This is a genomic window from Mycobacterium sp. NGS11 (assembly GCF_059813315.1).
The window spans coordinates 40,787-62,007 of the sequence record NZ_JCALEJ010000013.1 but is presented as its reverse complement, the minus strand read 5'-3'; the positions used below and the strand labels follow the sequence as shown (position 1 = coordinate 62,007).

Genomic DNA, 21,221 nt, shown 5'->3' with positions numbered 1-21,221 from the left:
GCGCCGCCGGTCGGCATGAACCGCGTGTGGGGTGGGCTGGACGCTACCGGCGCTTGCGCCGCTCACGTCCGTCACGGTCGGCGAAGCGGTCGGTTGCCTGCGCGGAGGAGTCGTCGGGCGACTCATAGGGAATGTCGGCGAGCATGCCGAGCAGCGTGCTGGGGATGCGGATGGGGCACGAATCGCGCAGCGCAGCGCGCGCCCGGCTCTGGTCCTCGACCTCGCGCGCACACTGGGCGCACAACGACAGATGATGCGCGGCCCGCAGGTGCGCGTTCATCCGGAGCTCGCCGTCGACGAACGCCGCGATCGCTTCGACGGACAGGTGCTCGGTGGATCCGAACTGGCGCGGTGCCCCGATGGGCGCGTCGCTCTGGGAGGCGAACTGAGCGGGGAGCCAGGAAAACGCGCGACGGAACACATGTCCACGATCGGGCATCACCAACTCCTCGCCATTCATTTCTTAACGCCGCCTTATTCGAATGTAACGCGAGAGGGCGCGCGATGCCGAGGCCAAGACCGCAAAGCCGCTGAATAGCTGCCCGACCGTTAGGCGGGCGGTCGGCGATTACGCCGACTTGGCGCGCACGGCGTCGTGATCGGGATGCGCGGCCAGGTAGTCCCGCAGCGCCTGGCGGCCGCGGTGAATGCGGCTGCGGACCGTGCCCAGTTTGACGCCCAGCGTGGCACCGATCTCCTCGTAGGACAGACCCTCGATGTCACACAGCACGACGGCGGCACGAAATTCCGGCGGCAGCGAATCGAGCGCGGCCTGCAGGTCGGGGCCCAGCCGGGAATCGTGGTAGATCTGCTCGGGGTTCGGTTCGTCGGCGGGCACCCGCTCGTAATCCTCGGGCAGCGCCTCCATCCGGATGCGCGAGCGCCGGCGCACCATGTCGAGGAACAGGTTCGTGGTGATGCGGTGCAACCACCCTTCGAACGTTCCCGGCTGGTAGTTCTGCACCGACCGGAAGACCCGGATGAAGGTCTCCTGGGTGAGGTCCTCGGCGTCGTGCTGATTGCCGGAAAGCCGGTAGGCCAGCCGGTACACCCGGTCGGCGTGCTGGCGCACCAACTCGTCCCAGGACGGCATGGCCGCCTTGTCGCCAGTCGCGTCGAACACCGCAGTCCCTTGCAGCACGTCGGACGGCTCCACCCACTCGTCGGCGGGGAGCTCCTGCGCATGAGACATGCTGGACGGGCTGAGAAGCGTGGTGATGATCAAATCCTCCGAATCCGGCGTGCCGAACAATGGCACTTCGTCACTGGCGGCAACAGGTAGTTCCCATTCGGTATTCCCGGTCCAACGCCCTCCGCGATCCATAGGGCTACCGTCGCGTACCGGAGTATGTGCGGTATATGAACAATCTGAGCTGACCCTGAGAAACCGTATCGTTACCTGCGCTGTGCAGGAGATATCCATCGCGCAGTGACCTTAAACGCAGTTGGACAGTTGGGCGTGTCACCCCGATCTGATTCAGGCGCGCCTGTCGGACTGCGCGCCGAAGTGGAATACGCTGCCCGCATGGACGGCACCGACGCAGAAGCCCCCGGCCAGGCAGCGCCCAGCCGGGCCGAATCGCTCTTCGCGCACGCCGAAAGCTCGATATCGGAAGACGCGCTGTTGGCGGCCGCGCGGGAGCGGGCCGAGGACATCGGCGCCGGCGCGGTGACACCGGCGGTCGGCGCGCTGCTGAGCCTGCTCACCAAGCTGAGTGGCGGCAAGGCCGTCGCGGAGGTGGGCACCGGTGCCGGCGTCAGCGGGCTGTGGCTGTTGTCCGGCATGAGCGACGACGGCGTCTTGACGACGATCGACATCGAGCCCGAATACCTGCGGCTGGCCAAGCAGGCGTTCACCGAAGCCGGCGTCGGTCAATCGCGCACCCGGCTGATCGGTGGCCGCGCGCAGGAGGTGCTCACCCGGCTCGCCGACGAGTCCTACGACCTGGTGTTCATCGACGCCGACCCGATCGATCAGCCTGACTACGTCGTCGAGGGCGTGCGGCTGCTGCGCCCAGGCGGCGTGATCGTGGTGCACCGCGCCGCGCTGGGCGGCCGTGCGGGTGACCCGGCCGCCCGCGACGCCGAGGTGGTCGCGGTGCGGGAGGCGGCGCGGCTGATCGCCGAGGACGAGCGCCTCACCCCGGCGCTGGTGCCGCTCGGCGACGGCATCCTGGCCGCCGTCCGCGACTGATCCGGCCGACTCGGACCGCCCTATTTGCCGCTGACCACCCTTTTTGGGGTGCCCGCCACGCCTTTACGAAATCTTGACGCGTGTCTTCCTTGACCGACGACTGAACGTGCGTTTAATGTCCTGAACATGCGTTCAGCCGACTTGACGGCAGCCGCCCGGATCCGCGATGCGGCCATCGAGCAATTCGGCGAGCACGGGTTCGGCGTCGGGCTTCGCGCCATCGCCGAAGCTGCCGGCGTGAGTGCCGCGCTGGTGATCCACCACTTCGGCTCCAAGGACGGCCTGCGCAAGGCCTGCGAGGACTACATCGCCGAGACCATCCGCGGCACCAAGTCCGAGGCGCTGCAATCCAACGACCCGGCCACCTGGTTCGCCCAGATGGCCGAGATCGAGGAGTTCGCGCCACTGATGGCGTATCTGGTGCGCAGCATGCAGACCGGTGGAGAACTGGCGAACATGCTGTGGCGCAGGATGATCGACAACGCCGAGGAATACATGGAAGAGGGCGTGCGCGCCGGGACGATCAAGCCCAGCCGCGACCCGAAAGCGCGGGCCAGGTACCTGGCCATCACGGGCGGCGGCGGCTTTCTTCTCTACATCCAAATGCATGAAACGCCAACGGATCTGCGCGCAGTACTGCGCGATTACTCACGCGACATGATATTGCCCGCACTCGAGGTCTACACCGAGGGACTGCTGGCCGACCGGACCATGTACGACGCATTCCTGGCCGCTGAAGATCAAGGAGAATCCGATGCCAAGTGACACATCCATTCGTACTGCGCCCATCGAGATCCACGGTCTCACCAAGAGTTTCGGTGCGGTGCGGGCGCTGGACGGCCTGGACCTCACGGTGCAGGAAGGCGAAGTACACGGGTTCCTCGGCCCCAACGGCGCCGGGAAGTCGACGACCATTCGCATCCTGCTCGGCTTGGCGAAGGCCGACGGCGGCAGCGTGCGGCTGTTCGGCGGCGACCCATGGACCCAGGCCGTCGCCCTACACCGTCACATCGCCTACGTACCAGGCGATGTGACGCTATGGCCGTCGTTGACCGGCGGCGAAACCATCGACCTGCTGGCGCGCATGCGGGGCGGCATCGACAAGAAACGGCGCGCCGAGCTGATCGAACGCTTCGACCTGGACCCGCACAAGAAAGTCCGCACCTACTCCAAGGGCAACCGCCAGAAGGTCTCGCTGATCTCGGCGTTCTCGTCCCAGGCCAGGCTCCTGCTCCTGGATGAACCCAGCAGTGGGCTGGACCCCTTGATGGAGAACGTGTTTCAGCAGTGCGTGGCGCAGGCCCGCGACCGGGGTGCGACGGTGTTGTTGTCCAGCCACATCCTGGCCGAAACGGAAGCGTTGTGCGAACGGGTGACGATCATCCGCGCCGGCAAGACCATCGAAAGCGGTTCGCTGAGCTCCATGCGGCACCTGAGCCGCACCTCCATCAAGGCCGAAATGACCGGCGATCCAGGCGATCTCAGCCGGATCAAGGGTGTCGAGGACATCAGCGTCGAGGGCAACACGCTGCGCGCCCAGGTCGACAGCGAAAGCCTGGGCGAGCTTATCCGCGTGCTCGGCGATGCCGGGGTGCGCAGCCTGGTCAGCCAGCCGCCGACCCTCGAAGAGCTTTTCCTTCGCCACTACGACACATCGGACGGCGACGGTCGGCACGGCCGCGACGAGGCCAAGGTGTCGCTGTCATGAGCACCACTACGCTGGACCGGCCATTCGCGTCGGCATCGCCTGTGCCGCAGAAGAGTTCGAGTTTTTCCGGCACGCTCGCCATGTTGCGGCTCTATCTGCGGCGTGACCGGATCTCGATGCCGCTATGGGTGTTGCTGCTGTCGGTGCCGTTGGCGACGGTGTACGTCGGCAGCATCGCGAAAATCTACCCCACCACTTCCGCCCGCGCCGGGTTCCAGGCCTCCATCATGGCCAGCCCGGCCCAGCGCGCCCTCTACGGCCAGGTCTACAACGACAGCCTTGGCGCCGTGGGTATTTGGAAAGCCGGGATGTTTCACACGCTGATCGCGGTGGCCGTCATCCTGACAGTGATCCGGCACACCCGCGCCGACGAGGAGAACGGGCGGACGGAGCTGGTGGATTCGACCGCTATCGGCCGCTTCGCCGCCCTGAGCGCGGCGCTGCTGCTGTCGTTCGGAGCCTCGATTGCGACCGGCGCGATCGGTGCTGTCGGCCTGCTGAGCACCGACGTCCCGGCCGCCGGCTCGCTGGCATTCGGGGCCGCGCTGGCCTGCACCGGCCTGGTGTTCACCGCCGTCGCCGCGGTGGCCGCCCAGCTGTCGCCGAGCGCCCGGTTCGCCCGCGGGGCGGCCTTCTGCGTGCTGGGCGCCGCGTTCACCCTGCGTGCCGTTGGTGACGCCGGTGCCGGCACGCTGTCGTGGCTGTCTCCCCTCGGTTGGTCGCTTCAGGTCAAACCGTATGCCGGCGATCGCTGGTGGGTGCTGCTGCTGCACCTGGTGACGACGGCCGCGCTGACCGCCCTGGCGTATCGGCTGTTGGCCGGCCGCGACGTCGGCGCCGGGCTTGTCGCGGAACGCCCCGGCCCCGCCACCGCGGCGCCCGCGCTGGGCGACGCCTTCGGGCTGGCGTGGCGGCTCGACCGCGCCGCGCTGCTGCTGTGGACAGTGGGACTGTGCCTGTACGGCCTGCTGATCGGCAGCGTGGTGCACGGGATCGGCGACGAGCTGGGTGACAGTGGCGGGGCGCGCGACATCGTCGCACGGATGGGCGGCACCAGTGCTCTCGAGGAGGCGTTCATTGCCGTGGCGTTCGCGATGATGGGCATGGTGGCCGCCGCGTTCGCCGTCTCGCTCACCCTGCGACTTCACCAGGAGGAGTCGAGCCTGCGGGCCGAAACGGTGCTGGCCGGCGCGGTGTCGCGAACCCGTTGGCTGGCAAGCCATCTGGTGATTGCCCTAGCTGGCTCCGCGGTCGCGATACTGGCCAGCGGAATCACCGCCGGTGTCGTCTATGGCGTCGCGGTCGGCGACGTCGGCGCCGAACTGCCCACCGTCGTTGCAAGCGCGGCCGTCCAGCTGCCCGCGGTGTGGCTCTTGTCGGCCGTCACCGTCTGCGTGTTCGGCATTGCGCCACGCCTGACGCCGGTGGCCTGGGGTGTCCTGATCGTCTTCATCTCCCTATACCTGATCGGGTCGTTGGCCGGGTTCTCCCAGTGGTTGCTCGACGCGGAGCCCTTCGCGCACATACCGCGGATCGGCGCCGATTTCACCGTCGTACCCCTGCTCTGGCTGTCGGCCATCGACATAGGGCTGATGACGCTGGGGGCCATGGCTTTTCGACGCCGCGATCTACGCAACTAGGAGCATGATGAAAACCGGCATCCGTATAGCGGCGTCATCGGTGTGGGGCATCCTCTCGCTGGCCCTGATCCTGCTACTGCCAGCCGGCACGCTGCACTACTGGCAGGCGTGGCTCTTTGTCGCCGTGTTCACGGCTGCGACGCTGATCCCCACCGTTTACCTGGCCCGGACCAATCCCGCGGCCCTGCAACGCCGCATGCGCGCGGGTCCGCGGGCGGAACCCCGGAAGGCGCAGAAGTTCATCATCACCGGCTCGTTTCTCGGCCTTTTCGCGACGATGGTGTTCAGCGCTCTCGATCATCGGTTCGGCTGGTCGTCGGTGCCTCCCCTGGTGTCATTGCTCGGCGACGTGCTGGTGGCGGCGGGCCTCGGCATCGCCATGCTGGTGATCGCCCAAAACAGTTATGCCGCAGCCACAGTCACGGTGGAAGCCGGCCAGACGGTCGCTTCCCGGGGCCTCTATCAGTTCGTCCGCCACCCGATGTACGTCGGGAACGTGACCATGATGATCGGTATCCCCTTGGCGCTGGGCTCTTATTGGGGTTTGCTCTTCGTCCCCGCGGGCGCCCTGGTGCTGGCGCTGCGCATCCTCGACGAGGAAAAGCTGCTCGTCCGGGAACTACCCGGATACCGCGAATACGCGCGGCGCGTGCGCTACCGGCTGGTGCCCTACCTCTGGTAGCCGCCGGATCAGCCGCCGAAGGCGTTCGCGCGCTGCGCTACGCGCTGCAAATCAACGTCTTTCGCGCCCGGATCAAATCGCATCGCCGGTGCGTTAGATCCAGACGCCCTTGCCCACCGCGACCACACCGCCGGCGCTGATCGCGAAGCGCTCCCGGTCCCTTTCCAGATCCACACCCACCATCTCGCCCGGCCCCACGACGACGTTCTTGTCCAGGATCGCGTGGCGCACCACCGCGCCGCGGCCGACCCGGGCGCCGGGCATGATCACGCTGCCCTCCACGATCGCTCCGTCGTCGACCACCACGTTGGACGAGAGCACTGAGTTGCGCACCGAGGCCGCCGAGATGATGCTGCCCGCGCCCACCACCGACTCCTGCGCGGAACCGCCGTTGACGAACTTGGCCGGCGCCAGGTTCTCCGACTCGCCGCGGATCGGCCAGCGCTTGTTGTACAGGTTGAACACGGGATGCACCGACACCAGGTCCATGTGGGCGTCGTAGAACGCGTCCAGCGTTCCCACGTCCCGCCAGTAGGCGCGGTCACGATCGGTGGCGCCGGGCACCTCGTTGTCGCTGAAGTCGTACACCGCGGCCATCCCGTCGTCGACCAGTCGCGGGATGATGTCGCCGCCCATGTCGTGGTCGGAGTGGTCGTCGTCGGCGTCCGCGCGGATCGCGTCGATGAGCACCTTGGTGGTGAAGATGTAATTGCCCATCGATACGAACGTCTGCTCGGGGTCGTCCGGGGTCCCCGGCGGATCCAATGGCTTTTCGATGAAATTGCGGATGCGGCCCGACTCGTCGGAGTCGATGCAGCCGAACGCGGTCGCTTCGCTGCGCGGCACCCGGATGCCGGCCACCGTCGCGCCGGCGCCGCTGTCGATGTGGAACCGGACCATCTGCTCGGGGTCCATCCGGTACACGTGGTCGGCACCGAAAACCACGATGTAGTCGGGGTCTTCGTCATAGATCAGGTTCAGCGATTGGTAGATCGCATCGGCCGAGCCGGTGTACCAGCGCGGGCCGAGCCGCTGCTGCGCGGGCACGGGAGTGATGTACTCGCCGGCCAGACCGGACAACCGCCAGTTCTGCGAGATGTGACGGTCCAGTGAATGCGACTTGTACTGGGTGAGAACGCAGATACGCAGATACCGGGCATTGACGAGGTTGGACAGGACGAAGTCGATCAGTCGGTAGGCCCCGCCGAAGGGAACTGCGGGCTTGGCGCGGTCCGCCGTCAGCGGGTACAGCCGCTTGCCCTCACCGCCGGCCAGGACGATGCCCAGCACGTGTGGCGCTTCCCTCATGGTTTCAAACCTATCGGCCGTTGCGGAGGGCTGCCAGGGGGACGGGGTGATTGGCGACGTTCTGTGGGGCTGTCCGTCAAGGTATTTGGCTGCGCACACCGCGGAGAGCGCCCCACGGTGTGGCGAACCCGACTCGCGGCGGGCCCGGTCGCCGAACTACCGTTCGGGTATGCGGGTGGCCATGATGACGCGCGAGTACCCACCGGAGGTGTATGGCGGAGCGGGAGTACACGTCACCGAACTCGTCGCCCAGCTGCGCCGGCTCTGCGCGGTCGACGTGCACTGCATGGGAGCACCGCGTCCGGGCGTTCCGGGAGTGCACGTTTATGAGCCCGACGCGCGGCTGCGGGGCGCGAACCAGGCGGTGTCGACTCTGTCGGCCGACCTGATGATGGCCGATGCGGCGAAGGGGGCCAGCGTGGTGCATTCACACACCTGGTACACCGGCATGGCCGGGCATCTGGCCTCCCTTGTCTACGGCGTCCCGCACGTCTTGACCGCGCATTCGCTCGAGCCGCTGCGCCCGTGGAAGGCCGAGCAACTCGGTGGGGGTTACCGGATCTCGAGCTGGGTCGAGCAGACCGCGGTGCTGGCCGCGGACGCCGTCATCGCGGTCAGCGCCGCGATGCGCGAGGACGTTCTGCGTGTCTATCCCGCACTGGATCCCAGCGCCGTGCACGTCATCCGCAACGGCGTCGACACCGACGTCTGGTACCCGGCCGGGCCGGTTCGAACCGGATCGATGCTGAGTGAACTCGGCGTCGATCCGGCCCGGCCCATCGTGGTGTTCGTGGGCAGGATCACGCGACAGAAGGGACTGGCGCACCTGGTGGCGGCCGCCCACCGATTCAGCCCGGAGGCGCAGGTGGTGTTGTGCGCCGGCGCTCCCGATACCCCGGAGATCGCCGCCGAGATTCGCGACGCGGTGGCCGCCCTGGCCGCCGGCCGCACGGGGGTGTTCTGGATCCGGGAGATGCTGCCCATCGGGGATCTGCGCGAAATCCTCTCGGCGGCATCGGTTTTCGTGTGCCCTTCGGTGTACGAGCCGTTGGGCATCGTGAATCTGGAGGCGATGGCCTGCTCGACGGCGGTGGTGGCCTCCGATGTCGGTGGGATTCCGGAGGTGGTCGCCGACGGGGTCACCGGGACGCTGGTGCATTACGGTCCCGACGACCCGCGGGACTATCAGGCCGGATTGGCCGATGCGGTCAACGAGTTGATCGCCGACGAGGAGAAAGCGCAACGCTACGGCGAGGCAGGACGCCAGCGCTGCGTCGAAGAGTTCTCCTGGGCCCACGTCGCCGAGCAGACCGTGGAGATCTATCGGAAGGTGTGTGCATAGCGCCGCCGGCGGCAGGCCCTAGGTGGAGCTTGTGACACCCTTGAGTTCGTCACCGAGGGCAGCGGCTTCGTCGGGCGTCAGCTCGACGACAAGTCGACCGCCTCCCTCAAGTGGTACTCGCATCACGATGCCGCGCCCCTCCTTGGTTGCTTCCAGAGGACCGTCTCCGGTCCGGGGCTTCATCGCCGCCATCGAGTGCTCCCTCCGGGTTCGAGCTGGCCCGCCCGTGCGGACCTGGTCGGCGCCGAGCATGCCCCGCCAGCGAAATTCAAGCCATGCCCGGCATCGAACTGCCTTATCACCCCCCCATTGTTCCCTATCCAGGTCGCCACTTGAACAAAGACCCGCATCTGTGTGCTCAACGGGCGGTTGCGGGCACCCAGCAATCACGAATGTGATCGTCGACCATCCCGGTCGCCTGCATCAGCGCATAGGCGGTGGTCGGGCCGACGAACCGGAACCCGCGCCGCTTGAGCTCACGGGCCATGGCCCTCGATTCGTCGGTGGCCGAGGGGATTTGGGACGGGTCGGCCGGGCGTGACCGCGGCGATGGCGCAAACGACCACAGCAGGTCCGCCAGATCCGCCGGACCGCCCAGCTCGGCGGCCGCGCGCGCGTTGGCGATCGTCGACTCGATCTTGGCGCGGTTGCGGACGATTCCCGGATCCGCCATCAGCCGCTCCACATCCGCATCGGAGTATTCAGCGACCGTGGTGATGTCGAAGTGGGCGAACGCGCGCCGGAAGTTCTCCCTTTTTCGCAGGATGATCAGCCAGGACAGGCCGCTTTGAAAGGCCTCCAGGCTCATCCGCTCGAACAACGACACGCCGTCGCGCACCGGTTGGCCCCATTCGCGGTCGTGGTAGTCGCGATAGAGCTCGAAATCGGGTCCGGGCCGCGCGGTCGCCCAACCGCAGCGAACCAGTTTGTCTTCATTCACACTGAATCCTGACGATCCTCGCCGTCGTCTGGTTCCCCCGATTCGTCCTCGGTCTGGTGTCCCGCGCTCGACGCGTGCACAGCTTCGAGTTGTCCGCGCAGCGCCTCGAGCTCGCGCGCGAGCCGATCCAGCACCCAATCCACCTCACTGGTCTTGTAACCGCGCAGGACCTGGGTGAACTTGACGGCGTCGACGTCGGAGCCGGTCACCCCGAACGCGGGGAGGACGGTGGCCGTCGTCCCCCGCGGCAGGGGCGGCAGCTGCTCGCCGCGACCGAACAACAGGCTGGCGGCGCCGAACAGGACGACCGCCACCAGCACCAGGACCACCAGGTACAGCAACACCAACGCCACGTGACCGATATTGCCCTACGCCGCCGACAGGGCGGCGGTCAGCGTGACCTCGCGCGCGGCTAACGCGGCCTGATCGCCTGCATCGGCGGTCGGTCCGCCAGCGACACCGGCGACGTGTGCTGTGTGTAGCCGTAGCCCTCGGGGCCGTCGGCGGTGAACTGCGTCAGCCCTACGCCCGAATCCGGGATCCCGCAACGCGACAGCAGGGTCGCGATGACCTGTCGGCTCATCACGCCAAGCTCGGCCAGCGGCCGGTTGCGGTGCGCGCGGACCCCCAGGTTGGCCTGGGCGATCGCGTCCAGCCCCAACCGGTCGAACGTGTCCACCAGCAGGCCGATCTCCACGCCGTAGCCCGGGGCGAACGGCACCGAGGTCAGCAGCTCGCGGGTGGCCGCGTATTCGCCGCCGAGCGGTTGCACGATGCAGCCCAGTTCCGGACGCAGGGCCGCGAGCAGCGGCCGGGCCACCAACTCGGTCACCCGCCCACCGCCGGTGGCACTCGCGTCGGTCGGCACGTCGCCGAGATCGGCGAGCTCGCTGCCGCGCAACGGCCGCCGATAGAAGCTCTTGACCAGGTGGATGCGGTCGTCGGTGAGCAGCGGAGCGACCAGCCAGGGCACGAACATCGGGTGCGGATCGATCAGGTCGGAGTCGACGAACACCACGATGTCGCCGCGGGTGGCCGCCAGCGAGCGCCACAGCGCCTCGCCCTTGCCGGGCCGGATCGACACTTCGGGCAGCGCCTGCTCGCGGCTGACGACGCGGGCGCCTGCGGCGACGGCGCGGATCTCGGTGTCGTCGGTGGAGCCGGAGTCCAGCACGATCAGCTCGTCGACCAGCCCATCGACCAGCGGTGAGATGCTCTCGATCACCGACTCGATGGTTTCTTCCTCGTCGAGGGCCGGCAGCACCACCGAGATGGTTCGCCCTGCCTTCGCGGCCTCCAGCTCGGCGATGGTCCAGCTCGGCCGGTTCCAGCTGCGGTCGGCTAGCCAGACGTCGCCGGGGCGTGCGGCGAGCATGCCGGCGTCGGCGACATGGCCGGCGACGAGGTCAGATGTCGTCATGCCAGGCCCCGCACGGTGCGCGCCGGCGGCCGGGTGCCCTGGATCGAGGCGACCATTTCCAGCACCCGCCGGGTGGCCGCGACCTCGTGTACCCGAAACATCCGGGCGCCGGCGGCCGCCGCCAGCGCGGTGGCCGCCAACGTCCCCTCGAGCCGCTCGGTCAATTCCACCCCCAGAGTCTCCCCGACGAAGTCCTTATTGCTCAAAGCCATCAGCACGGGCCACCCGGTCTCGACAAGATCGCTCACGTGGCGCAACAGCAGCAGCCCGTGGAAGGTGTTCTTGCCGAAGTCGTGGGTGGGGTCGATCAACACCCGGTCGCGGGCCACTCCGCACGCCACCGCCCGCTCGGCGGCCGCGGTGACCTGGGCGATGACGTCGTCGACCACGCCGCGTGTGGTGATTCCGTAACTCACCCGGAAGGGGCGCGTGCGCGGCAGCGCGTTGCCGGTGTGCGAGCACACCAGGCCCGCCCCGAACTCGGCGGCCACCTCCGGCAGCGCCGGGTCGATGCCGCCCCAGGTGTCGTTGATCAGATCCGCCCCGGCCGCGCAGGCCACCTTGGCCACCTCGGAACGCCAGGTATCGGCGCTGATCAGCTGGTCCGGGTAGGCGTCGCGCAGCCATTCGATGAACGGCACCAGCCGCGCGATCTCGGTGTCGGCATCGACCTCTTGACCGGGGCCGGCCTTGACACCGCCGACGTCGATGACGTCGGCACCGTCGGCGACGGCCCGGTGCACGGCCGCCCTGGCAGCCTCGTCGCTGAAGGTCGCGCCCTTGTCGTAGAACGAGTCCGGGGTGCGGTTGATGATCGCCATGATCAGCGCACGATCGCCCGCGACCGGGCGGCCGCACAGAGTTGGACGGCCGGCTGACGCCGGCGGTGTCGAGTGCACACGTATATGGTGCCCGGTCGCCGCGTCGCGCGCGGCCCGGGGGATCGAGTGTGCGGCCAGGGCGCGCTGTCGCGGCGTGTCGTCGCCGCGAGCGCACGCGCGACGTCAGCGCAGGGGTCGCGCCCTACGGACGCTTGCCCTCGGCTACCTCGTCGGGGTACTCGTCGTAAAAGGGCACGTAGCCCTTATCGCGCCCGGCCAGCACGTACAGCGGGTCCTTCACGTCGGAACCGTAGGCCTGCTCGCGCAGCTCCACCTTGCGGCTCTTGAAGGTCGTGGTCTGCTCGATGGACTCCACCACCCGCACGAACAGCGGCAGCGCGTAGGCAGGGAGCTGGTCGTACACGGCGCGGGCCAGCGACTGCCCGTCGAACTCGGCGCCCCCGCGCAGTTTGACCGCGGCCATGCCGGCGCGCCCGCCGGTGCGCGGAACCTCGACCCCGAAGACCGTGCAGTCCTCGACGGAGTCGTCGGACGCCAGCGCCGCCTCGACCTGCGTGGTGGCGACGTTCTCGCCCTTCCATCGGAAGGTGTCGCCGAGCCGGTCGACGAACGCGGCGTGGCCCATGCCCTGCGGGCTCATCACATCGCCGGTGTTGAACCAGCAGTCGCCCTCACGAAAGGCGTTGCGCACCAACTTCTTTTCGCTCGACTCCTGGTCGGTGTAGCCGTCGAAGGGCTGCAGCCGGTTGACCGGGCTGAGCAACAAACCGGGCTCGCCGGCCGGCACGCGGCGCACCCGCCCGTTGTCGTCGCGCAGCGGGGCACCGGTGTCGGGGTCGTACTCGACGTAGGCCAGCGGCATCGGGAAGACGCCGGTGGAGCGGGGCACGTTGAAGACGTTGATGAACGCCGCGTTGCCCTCGCTGGAGGCGTAGAACTCGCAGACGCGCGCGATGCCGAATCGCTCGGTGAATTCGTCCCAGATCTCCGGGCGCAGCCCGTTTCCGGCGATCACGCGCACCTTGTGCGCGCGGTCGGTGGGTTTGGCCGGCTGGTTGAGCAGGTACCGGCACACCTCGCCGATGTAGATGAACGCGGTGGCCTCGTTGGCGATCACGTCGTCCCAGAACTTCGACGCCGAGAACGACTTGCCCAGCGCCAGCGTCGCCCCCGAATTGATCACCGACGACAACGCCACCGTCAGCGCGTTGTTGTGGTAGAGCGGCAGGCAGCAGTAGAGGGTGTCGGAACTCTTGAGCCGCAATCCGATACCGCCGAACGCCGCGAGCGCCTTGAGCCACCGCAGGTGCGTCATGACGCTGGCCTTGGGGAATCCCGTTGTGCCCGAAGTGAAGATGTAGAACGCGGTGTCCCTGGCGTGCACGGCCGACGCCGAGGCGGGGTTGGTGGCGGGCGCGCTCAGCGCGAACCGCTCCAAGTCCTCGACGGTCAGCGTCTCGGTTCTGCCCGAGCCGCCGCACTCGGCCACGGCGCTGACCAGATCGGTCTCGGCGATGAGCACCTTGGCGTCCAGCAGACCGAGGCTGTGCGCGAGCACCTCGCCGCGTTGGTGGTAGTTGAGCATGCCGGCGACCGCGCCGCACTTGACCGCGGCCAGCATGGCCAACACGGTGTTGGGCGAGTTGCGCAGCATGATGGCGACGACATCGCCCTGACCGACGCCGCGCGCGGCCAGCACGGCGGCGTATCGGTTGGCGGCGGCGTTGGCGTCGCGGTAGGTCAGTTGCTGATCGCCCATCCGCAGGAAGATCCGGTCGCCGTAGCGGGCGGCCCGGTCGGCGAACACCGTGCCGATCGACTTCTTGGAGCCCGGCTGGGCCAGCAGCCCGGTCATCGCGCCACGCGCGATCACCGGCAGGTCGGCCAGCACGGCCGGCGCCCGGAATGCGATGTCGGTCAGTTTGACCGCCGTGCGCGCTCCACCGTCACGATCGGACACGTGATCCCCTCGATTCGTTTCCAAAGGCAAGCTCGGCGGACAGCCTAGTAGGGGTGGCAAACCCGTCGGCGGCCTCAGCCCGGTGCGCAGGCTTGCAGCGCCGCACTCACCTTGTCGACCAGCACCAACCGGTCCATCGCCGCCTGGGAGACATAGCCGCTGTTCAGCAAACCGCACAACCAGGTCCACAGCCCTTCGTAGTGGCCGAAGGGATCCAGCAGCACGATGGGTTTGTCGTGCAGACCGAGGAAGGCCGTCGTCCATGCGTCGAGCAACTCGTCGAGGGTGCCGATGCCACCGGGCAGCGCGATGAACGCGTCGGCGCGGTCTTCCATGGCCTGCTTGCGTTCGTGCATGGTGTCGCTGACGATCAGCTCGTCGGATTCCACGTCGGCGATCTCGCGGCGCATCAAGACCTTCGGGATGACGCCGACGGTTCGGCCGCCCCGGGCGCGCGCCGCGCTCGCCACCGCGCCCATCGCCGACACCCGGCCCCCGCCCCACACCAGCGTCCAGCCGCGCTCGGCGATCGCCTCACCGAGTTCCGCTGCGACTGAGAGCAGTTCGGGATGTTCGGGGCCTGATGCGCAGTACACGCACACCGACCACTCGGCTGATGCATCGCGTTGGCCGGGCATATCCGCCAAAGGTAGACCAACCGCATCCGGGCCGTCATATCTGGGGCTTTCGCCTTGCCGCCCGGCTCTCGCACCATAAAATTCGGCGGTGCCGATTCGATGGAACGTCCCCCGACATGCGACGGCCTCAGAGCGGCTGGATGCGGCTCTGGCCGACGGGGCCCGGGGGGCGGTGGTGCTGGGGCCCGACGGCGTCGGCAAATCCACCCTGGCCCGGGTGGCCGCCGAGCGTTTCGCGGATCGGCACCCGAACACGCTCGTCCGTTGGGTCACCGGCACCCCGACCGAACGCGCGGTCCCGTTCGGGGCGTTCAGCCATCTGGTGCAGATCTCCGACATCGGCAAGCCGGCCGCACTGCTGCGGGCCGCCCGGGCGTCGCTGGGCGGTGACGACCTGTTGCTCGTCGTCGACGACGCCCACCACCTCGACGTGCTGTCGGCCACGCTGGTCTACCAGCTGGCCCGCGACGGCGCGGGACGGCTCATCGTCACCGCCCGCGCCGATCCCGCTCCCGAAGCGATCGCGGCGCTGTGGAACGACGGGCTGCTGACCCGGGTCGACATCGAGCCGCCCGCCGGGGCGACCGCGCCGGCGGAGATCGATACCTTCCTCGACGAGCTTCCCGCCGCGGCGCGCTCGGTCCTGGAGTATCTGGCCGTCGCGGAGCCGCTGACGGCCGCCGACTTGACCGCACTCGCCGGCGACGGCGCGGTGCACGACGCGGTGACGTGGGGTGCCGCGGAGACCCGGGCGCGGGGCGGATCCTCCGACGACCCGGTCGTCTACACGGCCCACCCGCTGTTCGCCGAGCGGATGCGGGCCGCGCTCGACCCCGACGAGGCCCGGCAACGACGCACCGACCTCGTCCGGCTGCTGTCGCAGCGACCGTCCGAGCACCTCAGCGACCGGTTGCGGCTGGTGTCGCTGGCGCTGGACAGCGACACTCCCCCGCGCGTGACCGACGTCGTCGCCGCCGCCCAGCAGGCGCTGCGGCTGGGCGACCTGACGCTGGGCGAACGACTGGCCCGTTGGGCGCTGCTGCGGTCCGGCGGGTTATCGGCGCGGCTTGCGCTGGCGCATGCCCTGGGCTGGCAGGGCCGTGGCCGCGAAGCCGATTCGGTGCTGGCCGAGGTCGATTCCACCGCGCTGACCGAAGCGGCGCTGATGGACTGGGCCCTGCTGCGCGCGGCCAACCAGTTCTGGATGCTGAGCGAACCGGAGCGCGCCACCGCGTTCCTGCGGACGGTGCGCAACCGAGTCACCGACATCGGCCCGCGGACCACCCTCGACGCGCTCAGCGCGACCTTCGCGATGAACGCCGGCAATGTCGGGCATGCCGTAAAAGTCGCCGCCGAGGTCCTCGCGTCGCCGGCGGCCGATGACCAGGCGGTGGCCTGGGCGGCCAGCGCGGCCGCGTTGTGCGCGGCACGCGAGGGTCGATTCGACGACGTCGAGCCGCTGGCGCAGCGCGCCTTGACCGCCGAACACCCTGGGCTGCTGCGCTTCACGATCGGACTGGGCCAGACCACCGCTCTGTTGATGGCCGGGCGGCACGAGCAAGCCCGCCACGTCGCGCAGCAGTTCACCGACTTCGCCGAACTGCAACAGCCGGGCCGCGCCATCGGCGAGGTGCTGTTGGCGCATGCGCTCATCGCCGGTGGCGATTTCGCCGCTGCGGCAGCATTATTGGTCCCGGCAGCCGCCACCCTGGAGCGCACCGGTTACTCGTGGGGGCCGCTGTCGCTCACCCTGCTTGCCACCGCGCTGGCCCAGCAGGGCGACACCGCGGCCGCGGCAAAGGCATTGAGCAGGGCCGAATCTCGGCACGGAACCAAGTCGGCCCTGTTCGCGCCGGAGCTCGGTGTGGCGCGGGCATGGCGGCTGGCCCTGGTACGGGACACGCACGGCGCGGTGACCGCCGCGCGTGACGCCGCCCGGATGGCCGAACGCGGCGGGCAGCGGGGTGCGGCGGTGCGGGTCTGGCACGAGGCCGTGCGGCTGGGCGACATCCGGGCCGCCGATCCCCTGGCTCGGCTCTGTGGTGAGATCGATTGTGTCGCAGGCAGACTCGCGTTGTCCCATGCCCGCGCGCTGGCCGCCGGCGACGACGCGGGGCTGCGGGCCGTGTCGGAGGAGCTGACGTCGATCGGCATGCACGCGGCCGCCGCCGACGCCGCCGCCCAGGCGCAGCGGTGTGCGGCGGGGGAGGCTCAGCCGCTCAGGTAGCCGCGCAGCACGTCCACCGCGGCGGTGATGTCGGCGACCGCGACCCGCTCGTCGCGCTTGTGCGCCAGGTTGGGATCACCGGGCCCGAAATTGACCGCCGGTATGCCCAATGCGGCGAACCGCGCCACGTCGGTCCAGCCGTATTTGGCCCGGACATTGCCACCCGCCGCTTCGACCAGGGCCTTGGCGGCGGGCTGGGAAAGTCCGGGCAGCGCGCCCGCCGCCGCATCGGTCTGTTCGATGTGCACGTCGAGCCCGGCGAGCACGTCGTGCACGTGTTGCAGCGCGTCGGGCAGCGAACGGTCGGGCGCGAAACGGAAGTTGACCGTCACCGCGGCCGCGTCGGGAATGACGTTGCCCGCCACGCCGCCGTCGATGCGCACCGCCGACAGGCCCTCACGGTAGACGCAGCCGTCGATGTCGACGCTGCGCGCCTGGTACGCGGCAAGCCGCTCGAGCACGGCGCCGAGCTTGTGAATGGCGTTGTCTCCCAACCAGGATCGCGCCGAATGGGCGCGGGTCCCGGTGGCGCTGACCACCACGCGCAGCGTGCCCTGGCAGCCGGCCTCGATGTAGCCGCCGGTCGGCTCACCCAGGATGGCCACGTCGGCGGACAGCCAGTCCGGCAGCTCGCGTTCGATGCGGCCCAATCCGTTTGCGGCGGCCTCGATTTCCTCGCAGTCGTACATCACCAGCGTCAGATCGTGCACCGGGTCGGCCACGGTGGCGGCGAGATGCAGAAAGACCGCGTCGCCGGATTTCATGTCCGCCGTGCCGCAGCCGTACAGGTCGCCGCCCTCGCGCCGGCTGGGCAGGTTTGCGGCCACCGGCACGGTGTCCAGGTGCCCCGCGAGCAGCACCCGCGACGGCCGCTGGTAGTGCGTGCGCGCCAGCACGGCGTCGCCGTTGCGCATGATCTCGAACCCGGAGGTCTGGGCCCGCAGCGCGGCCTCGACCTCGTCGGCCAGCCGCGCTTCGTCCCGCGATTCGCTGGGGATGTCCACCAGCGCCGCGGTCAGCGCGATCGGATCGCCGCGTAAGTCCAGCACGGTCTTTAGGGTAGGCGATCGCAAGCGCGGGCTAGACGAGCAACTGCGTGGGCATCACCTTGGGCTTGACGCCGTAGCGCGGCCCCACGCCGTAGCCGCCCCGCCCCGCCGAGGCGACCGCCGGCATGCCGGACGCCCACGTGGTGTGCGCGTCTTCGGTGGGTGCGGTCCACCCAGTGCCCGCGACCGTCGCGGCGGGGACCCGAGGCGTGGCCGCCGACCATGTGGCCGGCGTCGACAATCCGCCGACCGGGGACGCCGAGCCCATGCTCGCCAGCACCGGTGCGGCACCGACGCCCGCGGTGCTGACCGGCGCCGGGGCACTGACCAGGGCGCCGGAGCCGATCACGCCGCCCAGGTCGCCGGCCACGCTGGCGGAAGCCGCCGCGTCGAGGGTGTGGTTGTACAAGATGTTGGACACCATCGTGTTGAACACGTTCCACGACACCACGTCGAATCCGGCGTTGCCGATATTGGACACCAGCGGGTCGCCCAGCACGCTGTCCAGGGCGCTCGCGCCCGGCGCGGCGGGTGCGGCCGGCGCCGCGAACGACTGCACGGCGTTGGGCACATTGGAGACGACCGAGCGCAGCCCACTGGTCTGCGCGGCCGTGGCCGCCGTCTGCGCGTCGAGCCCACCCGGGCTGTTGGTGGGCGCGGGCGATGTCAACGGGCTCAACTTGGCCGCGGCCGCCGACGCCGCGGCGTAGCCGTACATCGCGGCGGCGTCTTGGGACCACATCTCGCCGTACTGCGCCTCGGTGGCCGCGATGGCTGGGGTGTTCTGTCCCAGAACGTTGGTCGCGACGAGGGCCGCCAGCTGGGCCCGGTTGGCCGCGACCAGCGGTGGCGGCACCGTCATCGCAAAGGCCGCCTCGTATGCGGCCGCGGATGCCATGGCTTGGGCGGCCGCCTGTTGCAGCTGCGCGGCGGTGGTGTGCATCCACATCACGTACGGCGCGGCGGCGGTGGCCATCGCGGTCGACGACGGTCCGATCCACTCCTCGCCGGTCAGATTCGCAATCGCCGCCTGGCTGGCCGAGGCGGTCGTGCTCAGCTCGTCGGCCAGGCTGCTGAAAGCCGCGGCCGCGGCCATCATCGGACCGGCGCCCGCGCCGGTGTACATGCGCAGGGAATTGATTTCTGGGGGCAGTGCTCCGAAGTCGAAAGTCATTGTCGTGCTCCTGTTCTTGCTGACGTTGCGGGTTGTTAGACGGCCGGCGTGGGCATCACGGTGGGCTTGACGCCGTAGCGGGGCGCGCCGAGGCCGTAGCCGCCGCGTCCGGCGGTGGCCATCGACGGCACGCCACCCGGAATGGCGCTCACCGTCGTCGCCTGGGGCGCGGCGCTGGTGAACCCGGCGCCGGTCAGCGTCACCGGGGTGGAGCTGACCTCGGGGACACCACTTGCCGCCCAGCTCGGTGGTACCGACAATGCGCCGATCGAGGGTCCGCGGCCCATGCTCGCCAGCAACGGCGCCCCACCAATGGCTGCCGGCGCCGCCGGGGCGGGCGCGCTTGCCGGGGTTGCTGACGTGAGCCCGCCGGTGAAGTTGGGGATACCGGCCGCGCCGGGGACGGGAGCGAATTGCCCCTCGCCCAAGGTGATGAAGTCCGAGGCGGCGGCACCGGTGTTCTGACCCCACTCGATGAGGGTGCCGGCCGCGGCATCCCCGGGGGGTGGGTCGGCGGCAGCTGCCGGTGCGGCGGGCAGCGCCGCGGCGCTGGTGGTGACTTTGTTCGCGGCTTCCGTCGTTCCATACGAGCCGGCGTTGCTGTCCAGGTTGTTCACCAGCGTCTGGTGAACAGCCTTCGCCTGGGCGCTGACCTGCTGGTACCACGCGCCGTAGGCGGAGAATTGCGCCGCCTGCAAAGCGGACACCTCGTCGGCGGCCGCGGGAGCGATGCTCGTGGTGGGAGCCGCGGCCGCGGCGTCCTGGGCGGCCATCGAAGAGCCGAGGCCTTCGAGGGTGCTCGCCGCGAACAACAGCGCCTCGGGCCGTGTGGTGACAAAGGACATGTTCTTCTCCTCGCGCAATCGGGCGGCCACGACGGGCCGGCGACAAAGGGGCCTGCGGCTAGGCCGGTAACGACCCCGGAAGCTGCGTACCCGATACGCCGAAATTCACGCCTTGACCTGCTGAGACCGGCCACTGCCGAGCGTCCCCCGCCGCGGGCGACGCATCCCGCGGTGACGAATTATCTTGCGCGCGTGGGTCTTTGGACGCAGGCCGGGGTGACTGCGCGGCCCCCGGCTTCGCCCTTGCGCAGGGCGGGCGGGGCCCGATGCCGGCCCACGAAGTAACCTTTGCGCCGTGACAAGAGCAGCAGGCGCCGAAGGAATAGGCCTGGCGACGCTGGCCGCCGACGGATCGATCCTCGACACGTGGTTTCCCGCACCGGAACTGACCACCGCGGGCACCAGCGCGACGTCGCGGCTGGCGCTGTCCGATGTTCCCCCGGAGCTGACCGCGCTGATCGGGCGCGACGACGACCGCGGCACCGAGACCATCGCCGTGCGCACGGTCATCGGCTCGCTGGATGACGTGGCCGCCGACGCCTACGACGCCTACCTGCGATTGCATCTGCTCTCGCACCGATTGGTGGCGCCGCACGGGCTGAACGCCGGCGGCTTGTTCGGGGTATTGACGAATGTGGTCTGGACTAATCGCGGACCGTGCGCCGTCGAGGGTTTCGAGGCGGTCCGGGCCCGGCTGCGGCGCCACGGGCCGGTGACGGTCTACGGCGTCGACAAGTTCCCGCGCATGGTCGATTACGTCCTGCCGACCGGTGTGCGCATCGCCGACGCCGACCGGGTGCGCCTGGGCGCGCATCTGGCGCCGGGCACGACGGTGATGCACGAGGGCTTCGTCAACTACAACGCCGGCACCCTGGGGGCGTCCATGGTGGAGGGACGGATCTCCGCCGGCGTGGTGGTGGGCGACGGCTCCGACATCGGTGGTGGGGCCTCGATCATGGGGACGCTGTCCGGCGGTGGGACCGAGGTGATTTCGATCGGCAAGCGCTGCCTGCTCGGCGCCAACGCGGGCCTGGGCATCTCGTTGGGCGACGACTGCGTCGTCGAGGCCGGCCTGTACGTCACCGCGGGCACCAAAGTCGTTACGCCCGAAGGCAAAACGATGAAGGCGCTCGAGCTGTCCGGCGGCAACAACCTGTTGTTCCGCCGCAATTCGGTGAGCGGGGCGGTGGAAGTCGTGGCCCGCGGCCGTCAGGGCATCGCCCTCAACGAGGACCTGCACGCCAACTGAGGG

General features: G+C 69.3%; 21 protein-coding genes. 8 read left to right on the top strand and 13 right to left on the bottom strand.

The genetic code is table 11. From position 1 onward, the window contains the following. Positions 1-43 precede the first annotated feature (43 nt). Together rseA and sigE are read right to left on the bottom strand one after the other, a co-directional pair. Positions 44-439, bottom strand: a complete 396-nt coding sequence (rseA, locus tag AC5Y4T_RS16285) for an anti-sigma E factor RseA (RefSeq protein WP_499921517.1) — start codon at positions 437-439, stop codon at positions 44-46. A gap of 129 nt (positions 440-568) precedes the next feature. Beyond that, positions 569-1,324 carry an RNA polymerase sigma factor SigE gene (gene sigE, locus AC5Y4T_RS16280; RefSeq protein ID WP_499921519.1) on the bottom strand — a complete coding sequence of 252 codons (756 nt, stop codon included), beginning with the start codon at positions 1,322-1,324 and terminating at the stop codon, positions 569-571. Positions 1,325-1,525: 201 nt separating this feature from the next. Between sigE and AC5Y4T_RS16275 the strand changes: the two genes are divergently transcribed. From AC5Y4T_RS16275 to AC5Y4T_RS16255, 5 genes are all read left to right on the top strand, one after another. Next, entirely contained in the window at positions 1,526-2,194 is a 669-nt protein-coding gene (locus AC5Y4T_RS16275; RefSeq protein WP_499921521.1) for an O-methyltransferase, read from the top strand. 126 nt (positions 2,195-2,320) lie between these two features. Beyond that, complete coding sequence (locus AC5Y4T_RS16270; protein ID WP_499921522.1) at positions 2,321-2,959, top strand: TetR/AcrR family transcriptional regulator; 639 nt, start codon at positions 2,321-2,323, stop codon at positions 2,957-2,959. Continuing rightward, on the top strand, positions 2,949-3,902 hold the full coding sequence (locus AC5Y4T_RS16265) for an ABC transporter ATP-binding protein (RefSeq protein WP_499921523.1): 954 nt from the start codon (positions 2,949-2,951) through the stop codon (positions 3,900-3,902). Before AC5Y4T_RS16270 ends, AC5Y4T_RS16265 begins: the two co-directional genes overlap by 11 nt. Continuing rightward, positions 3,899-5,542, top strand: coding sequence for an ABC transporter permease (locus AC5Y4T_RS16260; RefSeq protein ID WP_499921525.1), 1,644 nt, complete (start codon positions 3,899-3,901; stop codon positions 5,540-5,542). The genes AC5Y4T_RS16265 and AC5Y4T_RS16260 overlap by 4 nt, the downstream gene beginning before the upstream one ends. Positions 5,543-5,549: 7 nt before the next feature. Next, positions 5,550-6,224 (top strand): methyltransferase family protein, encoded by a 675-nt coding sequence (locus AC5Y4T_RS16255; protein ID WP_499921526.1) that lies wholly within the window; start codon positions 5,550-5,552, stop codon positions 6,222-6,224. A gap of 93 nt (positions 6,225-6,317) precedes the next feature. Here AC5Y4T_RS16255 and glgC read toward each other — a convergent pair whose 3' ends face one another. Then, entirely contained in the window at positions 6,318-7,532 is a 1,215-nt protein-coding gene (glgC, locus tag AC5Y4T_RS16250) for a glucose-1-phosphate adenylyltransferase (protein ID WP_499921527.1), read from the bottom strand. Between the two features lie 169 nt (positions 7,533-7,701). Between glgC and glgA the strand changes: the two genes are divergently transcribed. Next, complete coding sequence (gene glgA / locus AC5Y4T_RS16245) at positions 7,702-8,874, top strand: glycogen synthase (RefSeq protein ID WP_499954331.1); 1,173 nt, start codon at positions 7,702-7,704, stop codon at positions 8,872-8,874. Between the two features lie 18 nt (positions 8,875-8,892). Here glgA and AC5Y4T_RS16240 read toward each other — a convergent pair whose 3' ends face one another. The 7 genes from AC5Y4T_RS16240 to log all read right to left on the bottom strand — a co-directional run bounded on the left by AC5Y4T_RS16240 (position 8,893) and on the right by log (position 14,674). Continuing rightward, on the bottom strand, positions 8,893-9,066 hold the full coding sequence (locus AC5Y4T_RS16240) for a DUF3117 domain-containing protein (RefSeq protein ID WP_066995255.1): 174 nt from the start codon (positions 9,064-9,066) through the stop codon (positions 8,893-8,895). A gap of 166 nt (positions 9,067-9,232) precedes the next feature. Then, on the bottom strand, positions 9,233-9,814 hold the full coding sequence (locus AC5Y4T_RS16235) for a DNA-3-methyladenine glycosylase I (RefSeq protein ID WP_499950599.1): 582 nt from the start codon (positions 9,812-9,814) through the stop codon (positions 9,233-9,235). Continuing rightward, positions 9,811-10,167 carry a DivIVA domain-containing protein gene (locus tag AC5Y4T_RS16230; RefSeq protein WP_499921531.1) on the bottom strand — a complete coding sequence of 119 codons (357 nt, stop codon included), beginning with the start codon at positions 10,165-10,167 and terminating at the stop codon, positions 9,811-9,813. The genes AC5Y4T_RS16235 and AC5Y4T_RS16230 overlap by 4 nt, the downstream gene beginning before the upstream one ends. A 59-nt stretch (positions 10,168-10,226) precedes the next feature. Next, positions 10,227-11,234: a glucosyl-3-phosphoglycerate synthase gene (locus AC5Y4T_RS16225; RefSeq protein WP_499954329.1), complete on the bottom strand. Its 1,008-nt coding sequence runs from the start codon at positions 11,232-11,234 to the stop codon at positions 10,227-10,229. Further along, positions 11,231-12,055 carry a dihydropteroate synthase gene (gene folP, locus AC5Y4T_RS16220; RefSeq protein WP_499921534.1) on the bottom strand — a complete coding sequence of 275 codons (825 nt, stop codon included), beginning with the start codon at positions 12,053-12,055 and terminating at the stop codon, positions 11,231-11,233. The genes AC5Y4T_RS16225 and folP overlap by 4 nt, the downstream gene beginning before the upstream one ends. Before the next feature lie 202 nt (positions 12,056-12,257). Continuing rightward, positions 12,258-14,036: a long-chain-acyl-CoA synthetase FadD6 gene (gene fadD6, locus AC5Y4T_RS16215; protein WP_499954327.1), complete on the bottom strand. Its 1,779-nt coding sequence runs from the start codon at positions 14,034-14,036 to the stop codon at positions 12,258-12,260. A gap of 74 nt (positions 14,037-14,110) precedes the next feature. Continuing rightward, positions 14,111-14,674 (bottom strand): cytokinin riboside 5'-monophosphate phosphoribohydrolase, encoded by a 564-nt coding sequence (log, locus tag AC5Y4T_RS16210; protein WP_499954325.1) that lies wholly within the window; start codon positions 14,672-14,674, stop codon positions 14,111-14,113. Positions 14,675-14,762: 88 nt separating this feature from the next. Between log and AC5Y4T_RS16205 the strand changes: the two genes are divergently transcribed. Further along, positions 14,763-16,901, top strand: coding sequence for an AAA family ATPase (locus AC5Y4T_RS16205; protein WP_499954323.1), 2,139 nt, complete (start codon positions 14,763-14,765; stop codon positions 16,899-16,901). On the opposite strand, the gene dapE is transcribed toward AC5Y4T_RS16205, so the two are convergent. From dapE to AC5Y4T_RS16190, 3 genes are read right to left on the bottom strand one after another with little or no spacing between them, the layout of a single operon-like run. Next, entirely contained in the window at positions 16,886-17,950 is a 1,065-nt protein-coding gene (gene dapE / locus AC5Y4T_RS16200) for a succinyl-diaminopimelate desuccinylase (protein WP_499954321.1), read from the bottom strand. The genes AC5Y4T_RS16205 and dapE overlap by 16 nt on opposite strands. Positions 17,951-17,981: 31 nt before the next feature. Further along, complete coding sequence (locus AC5Y4T_RS16195) at positions 17,982-19,124, bottom strand: PPE family protein (protein ID WP_499954319.1); 1,143 nt, start codon at positions 19,122-19,124, stop codon at positions 17,982-17,984. 35 nt (positions 19,125-19,159) lie between these two features. Continuing rightward, a complete protein-coding gene (locus AC5Y4T_RS16190; RefSeq protein WP_499954317.1) occupies positions 19,160-19,969 on the bottom strand; it encodes a PPE family protein, SVP subgroup in 810 nt (269 codons plus the stop codon). Positions 19,970-20,264: 295 nt separating this feature from the next. Between AC5Y4T_RS16190 and dapD the strand changes: the two genes are divergently transcribed. After that, on the top strand, positions 20,265-21,218 hold the full coding sequence (gene dapD / locus AC5Y4T_RS16185) for a 2,3,4,5-tetrahydropyridine-2,6-dicarboxylate N-succinyltransferase (protein WP_499954315.1): 954 nt from the start codon (positions 20,265-20,267) through the stop codon (positions 21,216-21,218). Positions 21,219-21,221: the final 3 nt, after the last annotated feature.